General features: G+C 61.9%; 6 protein-coding genes. 2 read left to right on the top strand and 4 right to left on the bottom strand.

Translation table 11 applies throughout. The features are described from left to right. Positions 1-158: NAD(P)-binding domain-containing protein (locus tag ACEW8J_RS01615; RefSeq protein WP_373489880.1), on the bottom strand; the 158-nt coding region annotated here is incomplete at its 3' end. Between the two features lie 281 nt (positions 159-439). On the opposite strand from ACEW8J_RS01615, the gene ACEW8J_RS01610 reads away from it, so the two are divergent. Both ACEW8J_RS01610 and ACEW8J_RS01605 read left to right on the top strand, forming a co-directional pair. After that, positions 440-1,654, top strand: a complete 1,215-nt coding sequence (locus ACEW8J_RS01610) for a threonine ammonia-lyase (protein ID WP_373489879.1) — start codon at positions 440-442, stop codon at positions 1,652-1,654. Between the two features lie 126 nt (positions 1,655-1,780). Continuing rightward, positions 1,781-2,545: an arginyltransferase gene (locus tag ACEW8J_RS01605; protein ID WP_373489878.1), complete on the top strand. Its 765-nt coding sequence runs from the start codon at positions 1,781-1,783 to the stop codon at positions 2,543-2,545. 93 nt (positions 2,546-2,638) lie between these two features. On the opposite strand, the gene ACEW8J_RS01600 is transcribed toward ACEW8J_RS01605, so the two are convergent. The 3 genes from ACEW8J_RS01600 to ACEW8J_RS01590 form a co-directional block, all read right to left on the bottom strand. Then, positions 2,639-3,991: an RcnB family protein gene (locus ACEW8J_RS01600; RefSeq protein WP_373489877.1), complete on the bottom strand. Its 1,353-nt coding sequence runs from the start codon at positions 3,989-3,991 to the stop codon at positions 2,639-2,641. 160 nt (positions 3,992-4,151) lie between these two features. Continuing rightward, positions 4,152-4,637 (bottom strand): GAF domain-containing protein, encoded by a 486-nt coding sequence (locus tag ACEW8J_RS01595; protein ID WP_373489876.1) that lies wholly within the window; start codon positions 4,635-4,637, stop codon positions 4,152-4,154. Between the two features lie 2 nt (positions 4,638-4,639). Next, positions 4,640-6,733 carry a prolyl oligopeptidase family serine peptidase gene (locus ACEW8J_RS01590; protein WP_373489875.1) on the bottom strand — a complete coding sequence of 698 codons (2,094 nt, stop codon included), beginning with the start codon at positions 6,731-6,733 and terminating at the stop codon, positions 4,640-4,642. Between the last annotated feature and the right edge of the window lie 9 nt (positions 6,734-6,742).

The raw sequence follows: 6,742 nt of genomic DNA, 5'->3' as shown, positions 1-6,742 counted from the left end.
GCGGGCGTCGAGGCGACGCGGCCACCGTTCGCCGCGACCCAAGCGTCGGCCTTCGACACGGTGCGGTTGTACACGGCGAGCTCGTGCCCCGCCGCCGCCAGATGCCGCGCCATGGGACCGCCCATGACTCCCAGCCCGATGAAAGCGACTTTTGCCATCACGGGCGCGCATAGCAGGATGAGGCGACTCGCGAACAGGGCGCGGAGCATCGTCGCGCGCCGCCGAAGCTGACATCCTTGTGTCGTTCGCAGGCGGATCTCGTCAGTTTAGTCAGTTTCCGCCTCCTTGTTCGTGCCGTTCACTGTTCGCGCGACGCGGGATCGGCGCGACGGTGACATGGTCGAGGCGTGTAGGAAAGCGTCGCGGGTGAAGGATCGCGGCGGAGGCGGCCGAACGCGAGCGGTTTCCCTGACTTTCAACCCGCCCTAAGCAGCGTTTCATGATCCCGGTGACCATCGACGATATTCGCGCCGCCCACCTCCGCATCGCCGACGCGGTGGTGCGCACGCCGACGCTGCATAGCCGAACGCTGAGCGAGCTGACGGGCGCGGAAGTTTTCCTCAAATTCGAGAATTTGCAGTTCACCGCAGCCTACAAGGAACGCGGCGCTCTGAACACGCTGCTTCTCATGCCCGAGGCGCAGCGGGCAAAAGGCGTGATCGCGGCGTCGGCGGGGAACCATGCGCAGGCGCTGGCCTATCATGGGCGGCGCCTGGGCATTCCCGTGACCATCGTCATGCCGACGCCGACGCCGTCGGTCAAAGTCACGCAGACCGAAGGCCATGGCGCCCGCGTCGTTCTGCACGGCGAGCGGTTCGACGATGCCTTCGCGCATGCATGCGCCGTCATCGTGCGCGAAGGGCAGACGCTGGTCCATCCGTTCGACGATGCGAATGTCATCGCCGGGGCGGGGACGGTGGCGCTCGAAATGCTGGAGGATCATCCGGAGATCGACACCTTGATCGTGCCGATCGGCGGCGGCGGTCTGCTGTCCGGCATGGCGATCGCGGCGCGTGCCCTCAAGCCTGGCATGTTGGTCGTCGGTGCGCAGGCCGATTTGTATCCGTCGATGTATTGCCATGTGAAAGGCGAGGACTTGCCGTCGTCGGGCGACACCATTGCCGAAGGCATCGCGGTCAAGGAGCCGGGCAAGATCACGTCCGCGATCATCGCCGAACTGGTCGACGACATCGTCCTGACGCCCGAACGCGACATCGAGCGCGCGGTCAGCCTGCTCGTCCAGATCGAGAAGACGGTCGTCGAAGGCGCGGGCGCGGCGGGGCTGGCGGCGATGCTGACGCATCCCGAGCGCTTCGCGGGGCGCAACGTCGGGCTCGTGCTGTGCGGCGGCAACATCGATCCGCATCTGCTCGCCAACGTGCTGGTTCGCGATCTTGCGCGCATGGGGCGAATCGCCCGCATCCGCATTTCGCTTCAGGACCGGCCGGGTGCGATGGCGGCGGTCACGCACCTGTTCCACGAGGCCGGGGTCAACATCCTGGAAATCCACCACCAGCGCATCTTCAACAGGCTTCCGGCGAAAGGCACCGCGATCGAGATCGAGTGCGAAGCGCGCGATGCCGCCCAGATCGACCGGCTGACCGAACGGCTGCACGCGGCCGAATTCGAGCTGTCGCGGGTCGAACTGGATTAATCTTTGCGCTCGCGCGGTGCCACGCGGGGACTGCGGCAGTGGCACCGCAGGAACCCGCCGCAAAAGCCTTTCCATCGCTGGCCGCCGACATCATAAGAGATCGACGGCCACGACCAGGACTCAGCCTTGAGCGCACCTTTCCGATTCCCGAAATTCTTCGTGACCTCGCCGACCGCGTGCCCCTATCTGCCGGGCAAGACCGAGCGAAAAGTGTTCACGGAGTTGAACGGGGTTCATGCCGCCGAGCTCAACGACGCGCTCGGCCGCATCGGTTTCCGCCGCAGCCAGGGCGTCGCCTATCGCCCGAGCTGCGCAGCCTGCAGCGCCTGCATTTCGGTCCGCGTCTGCGCCGATCAGTTCGTCGCGTCCGCCACGCAGAAGAAATTGCTCAAGCGCCACGGCGATCTCGAAGTCTCGGCCTGCAAGCCGTGGACCACCGACGAACAATATACGCTGCTGCGCCGCTATTTGGCCAACCGCCACCCGGGCGGCGGCATGGCGGGGATGGACGAGGACGATTTCGCCGACATGGTCGAGCAGAGTCCCGTCAAGACCTTCGTCGTCGAATATCGCGAGCCTTCGGTCGGCCGCGGCCCGGGCAAGCTCGTCGGCGCCTGCCTGACCGACCAGCAGGGCGACGGCCTGTCGATGATCTACAGCTTCTTCGATGCCGACCATGGCGAGCGTGCCGGTCTTGGCAATTATATCATCATGGACCATATCCTGCGCGCCAAGACCGCCGGACTGCCTTATGTCTATCTCGGCTATTGGGTCGATGGCTCGCCGCAGATGGAATATAAGGTCCGTTTCCGGCCGCTGGAACGGCTGACACCGGACGGCTGGCAGAGATTTGATCCTGCCGCGCATCTGAAACGGCAATGCGGTAGCTGACGTTCAGACAAGCCGCTTCCGATCAACAATCTGGCAATAAAAAGCCTGCCGGTCTGGTCAGACCGGCAGGCTTTTTCGTTCGGGTTCACGCCATCAGTCGTACAGGCAGCGCGCCTGCTGGCAGCCTTTCAGCGGCACTGCCTTGGACGCCGGTTTCCAGCGCTTCTTGTACGTCGGCTTGCTGTAGATCACTTCCTCTTCTACATAGGTGGTCGTCGTGGTCGTGGTTACCGGCGCGGACTGCACCACAATCGTAGTGATCATCGGCTGCTGCGCCTGCGGATAATAATAGCCGGGCGTATAATATCCGTTCCAGCCGCTGGGATAGGCCTGCGGCGGCTGCGGACGGTGATGCTGGACCGGTGGACGGGACGGATAATGTCCGGCTTGCTGCCGGTCATAGCCATATTTCTTGAGCAGATGGCGGCACCGGTCGGTGCCCTGATCAATCGCAGCCCCGGCGACCGCGCCGACCCCGCCGCCGATCAGGGTTCCGGCGAGACGGTCACCGCGGCCAGCAATCCGGTTGCCAGCCAGGGCACCAATCGCGCCGCCGACAATGGCGCCGCCGATACCGCTGCTTGTCTTGCACCGCTCGAGATAGGCCAGTTCTTCGGCGCGCTCATCGTCATATTGCGGATAATCCGGATAGCGCCGCTGATCATGGTTTGCACCTTGCTCTGCCTGCGATCCCCAGTGCGGGCTCATCTGGCCGTCACCGATGAAGGTACCGGAATATTCGCCTTCATAGGTCCGGCCATCGGCATCGCGATAGGTGCCCTGCCACTCGCCCTGATAGCTCCCGTCTTCCCGATAGGCGCCGTTCCAGTCACCCTGATAGGTCGAACGGTCGTCGCCATAGGCAGGCGGGGTGGCAACCACGCGGTCGTCACCAATGAAAACGCTCTGGTCATAGGTCGCCTGGCCATCGCGATAGCCGTCATGATAGCCCTGATTATAACGGTCCCAGTCGACATTATAACGCGCGTCCTGGACGACGCCGTGACGGTCGGTCAGTACGGCGTCGTCATAATAGCGGGACCAGCCATAGCCTTGATGGGGCTGGCTCAGCCCGTAATAGCCGAAATTTCCGATGAAATAGCTGGGCTGGATATAGGTGCGCGGCAGCCGGAAGCCGCGATGCGGTTTGCGATAGCCCTTGTCATAGCCCATTCGTCCCTTGTGCACATAGCTGCCGGAGTGACGATAGCCTTTCATTCGCTGCATATTGCCCATGGCTTTCATGCCCCGGGCATGGCCCATATTGCCCGCCTGCGGCATGTTCCTGGCAGCAGCGGCAGGACTTGCCAACGCTGTCGAGGAGGCGAACCCGAGATCAACCGGCGATTTTGCAACACCGCCCGGCGCCGAGTCGATAGCAGCCATGGCCGTTGCTGGAGCGGCGGCCAAAACACCGGCAAGGCCAGCAAATAAAAGGGTCTTCATGGTTAACAGCTCCTGTTTTCAGGCATGCACTGAGCATGACCGACCGAAATTTGGTTAACGAACATTTACCATTTTTCGCAGGCTTTGACCATTAGCGGGTTGTAAAATAGAGCAGATTTGACGCTTTGTCTCGATATGGGGCATATTGGTTAGCGCGCGCTTAACCAAGATTGTTGGCAATCCTCTCGATCAGCCGGACCAAACCGGCCTCATCGGCCTGGGCGAAGCGGTCGGGCAGGGGGCTGTCGAGGTCGAGCACGGCGATCACCTTGCCATTTTTCACGACCGGCACGACCAGTTCGCTGCGGCTGTCGGCGTCGCAGGCGATATGTCCCGGAAAGGCATGGACATCGGCGACTCTTTGCACCTGGCCCGTAACTGCTGCGGTGCCGCAAACGCCGGCTCCCATCGCGATCCGGATACAGGCGGTCTTGCCCTGAAACGGGCCCAGCACCAGTTCCCCATCGACGAGGCGATAGAAACCAGCCCAGTTGAGCCGGGGCACATATTGCCAGATCAGCGCGGCGATATTGGCCATATTGGCGATACCATCCGGTTCGCCGTCGACCAGAGCGGCGGCAGACGAGGCAAGCTCGGCATAAAATTCCTCCGCGGGCTGGTCCGGGTTAATGGCGATGTCGAGCATGTCTAGGGTTCCTGTCTTTCGGGCTCGTCGTCACTCTCCACTGTCTTGACCGGATCATATTTTGCGAACCAGCCCATGATATTGTCGACCTTGGCGATCAGCTGGCTCGGCCGGCGAGCGATCAGATGCGATGCACCGGGTACCCGAACCAGCACCGTATCGACATTCTGGACCTTCAGGGCCGTGTAAAATTGTTCGGCTTCCCACGCGGGCGTGCGCCAGTCGGTCTCGCCAACCATTACCATGGTCGGCGTTTTGACATTGTTGACGATGGAAAGCGGGGAGCGCCGCCAATATTCCTCAGGCTGCTCCCATGGCTGGGCGCGGAACCAGTGGCGGCTGACGAAACGAGCGATATCGCCGGCCAGCGCCATGCTGGTCCAGTTGATCACCGGCTTGACGGTGGCCGCTGCGGCAAAGCGATCGGTTTTCCCCACCGCCCAGGCAGTCAGCACCCCGCCGCCGGAGCCGCCGGTGATGAACAGCCGGTCCTTGCTGACATAATTTTTGGCGAGCAGGGCGTCGACCACGCTCATCAGGTCATCATGGTCCTTGCCGGGATAATCCAGGTCGATCAGCTGGGCAAATTCTTCACCATAGCCGGTGGAACCGCGGGGATTGGCATAGACGGTGACATAGCCTTGCGCGGCATAGCGCTGGATTTCGGCAACGAAATAGGGGCCGTACATCGTGTTCGGTCCGCCATGAATTTCCAATATCATCGGAAAGGACCCGTCCGGCCGGAAATCCGGGGGCAGGGCAATCCAGGCCTCGATTTCGCGGCCGTCATGGCTGGACGTGACCTGTATCTCTTCGATCCTGGCGAGATCCAGATGGCCCAGCGCATCCTCGTTCAGCCGGGTCAGCTGTCGGCCATCACCGCTGCCGCGGGTCATGGCGACTTCGGCGGGCCGGTTGCTGCTGCCCTTGGTATAGGCGATCAGAGGCGAGCTGCCACCAGCCTTGCTGGCGACAGAAAAGCTGCCGGACGCATAGGGGCGGCCAAGCGAAGTACCGCCTATATCGTTGACCAGATTGCGGACATTGCCCGACAGATCAATCGATACCAGGGTCAAGATTCCGTCAACCTCGGCCTGGCCGATCAGCGCCCGGCTGTCCGCCCGCCAGGCGATCGTATCGATCGAGCGGTCAAAATTGGCGGTCAGATTTTGCACCCCAGTCCCATCTGGCGCCATTACATAGACATCGGTCTGCTGATAGGATTTGAGCTGGTCATCATAGCCGCGATAGGCAATGCGCGATCCATTGGGTGCGACGATCGGTCCGAAGTCCGGTCCGTCGCGCTGGGTCAGCGGAGTGACCGTCTGGCTGGCCAGGTCAACACGATAGATTTCGCTCTCGATCGGATCAAGGTCGGCATTTTCGTTATCATTGCCGGTCACCAGCAGCACATCATTGCCCAGCCATTGCGGTGAATCAAATCCGTTTTCTCCCCGGGTAACCTGACGAGGGGTGCCGCCTTCTGCGCTCAAGGTGAAAATTTGCGTTTTGCCCTTTGGCAGATAGCCGGCACCGTCAAAGCGGAATACAAGATCATCGACGATGTTGACCGGCTGCGCCCATTCTGCCCCTTCCGGGCTCTTCGGTGGTTTGGCAAAAGCGGCGCGCTCGTCGGGAACCAGCATCGCAAAGGCGATGTTCTTGCCATCCGGAGACCAGACCGGCGCGCTGGGCGACTGTTCGAGCTGCGCCAGCGAAAAGCTGATCCCGCTGTCCTGATATCTCACCCGCAGATCCGGCTTGCCATCGGTCGACGTCAGATAGACCAGTCGTTTGCCGTCCGGCGACCAGCGGACCGAAGAACTGGAACCTTCTCCGCTCACCAGCGGCCGATGACTGCCGCTTTTCGTTTCGATCACCCAAAGATCGCTAACGACCTGATCGGCGAACCTGTCCATGGATTTGCGCGCATAGATGATCGCGGAACCATCGGGCGAGATTTGCGGATCGTCGGCATATTCCAGGTCGAACACGCGCTCGGCGGTAAACCGGCGGGCGTCATCACCTGCTTGGGCAAGGCCGGCAGTCGCGACGGTCGGCAGACAACATAAGGCCAGTAAATAGCGCGTTTTCATCAAATTCCC

Source organism: Parasphingorhabdus sp., from assembly GCF_041748495.1.
Taxonomy (GTDB): domain Bacteria; phylum Pseudomonadota; class Alphaproteobacteria; order Sphingomonadales; family Sphingomonadaceae; genus Parasphingorhabdus.
This window is presented reverse-complemented; position numbering and strand designations above follow the sequence as displayed.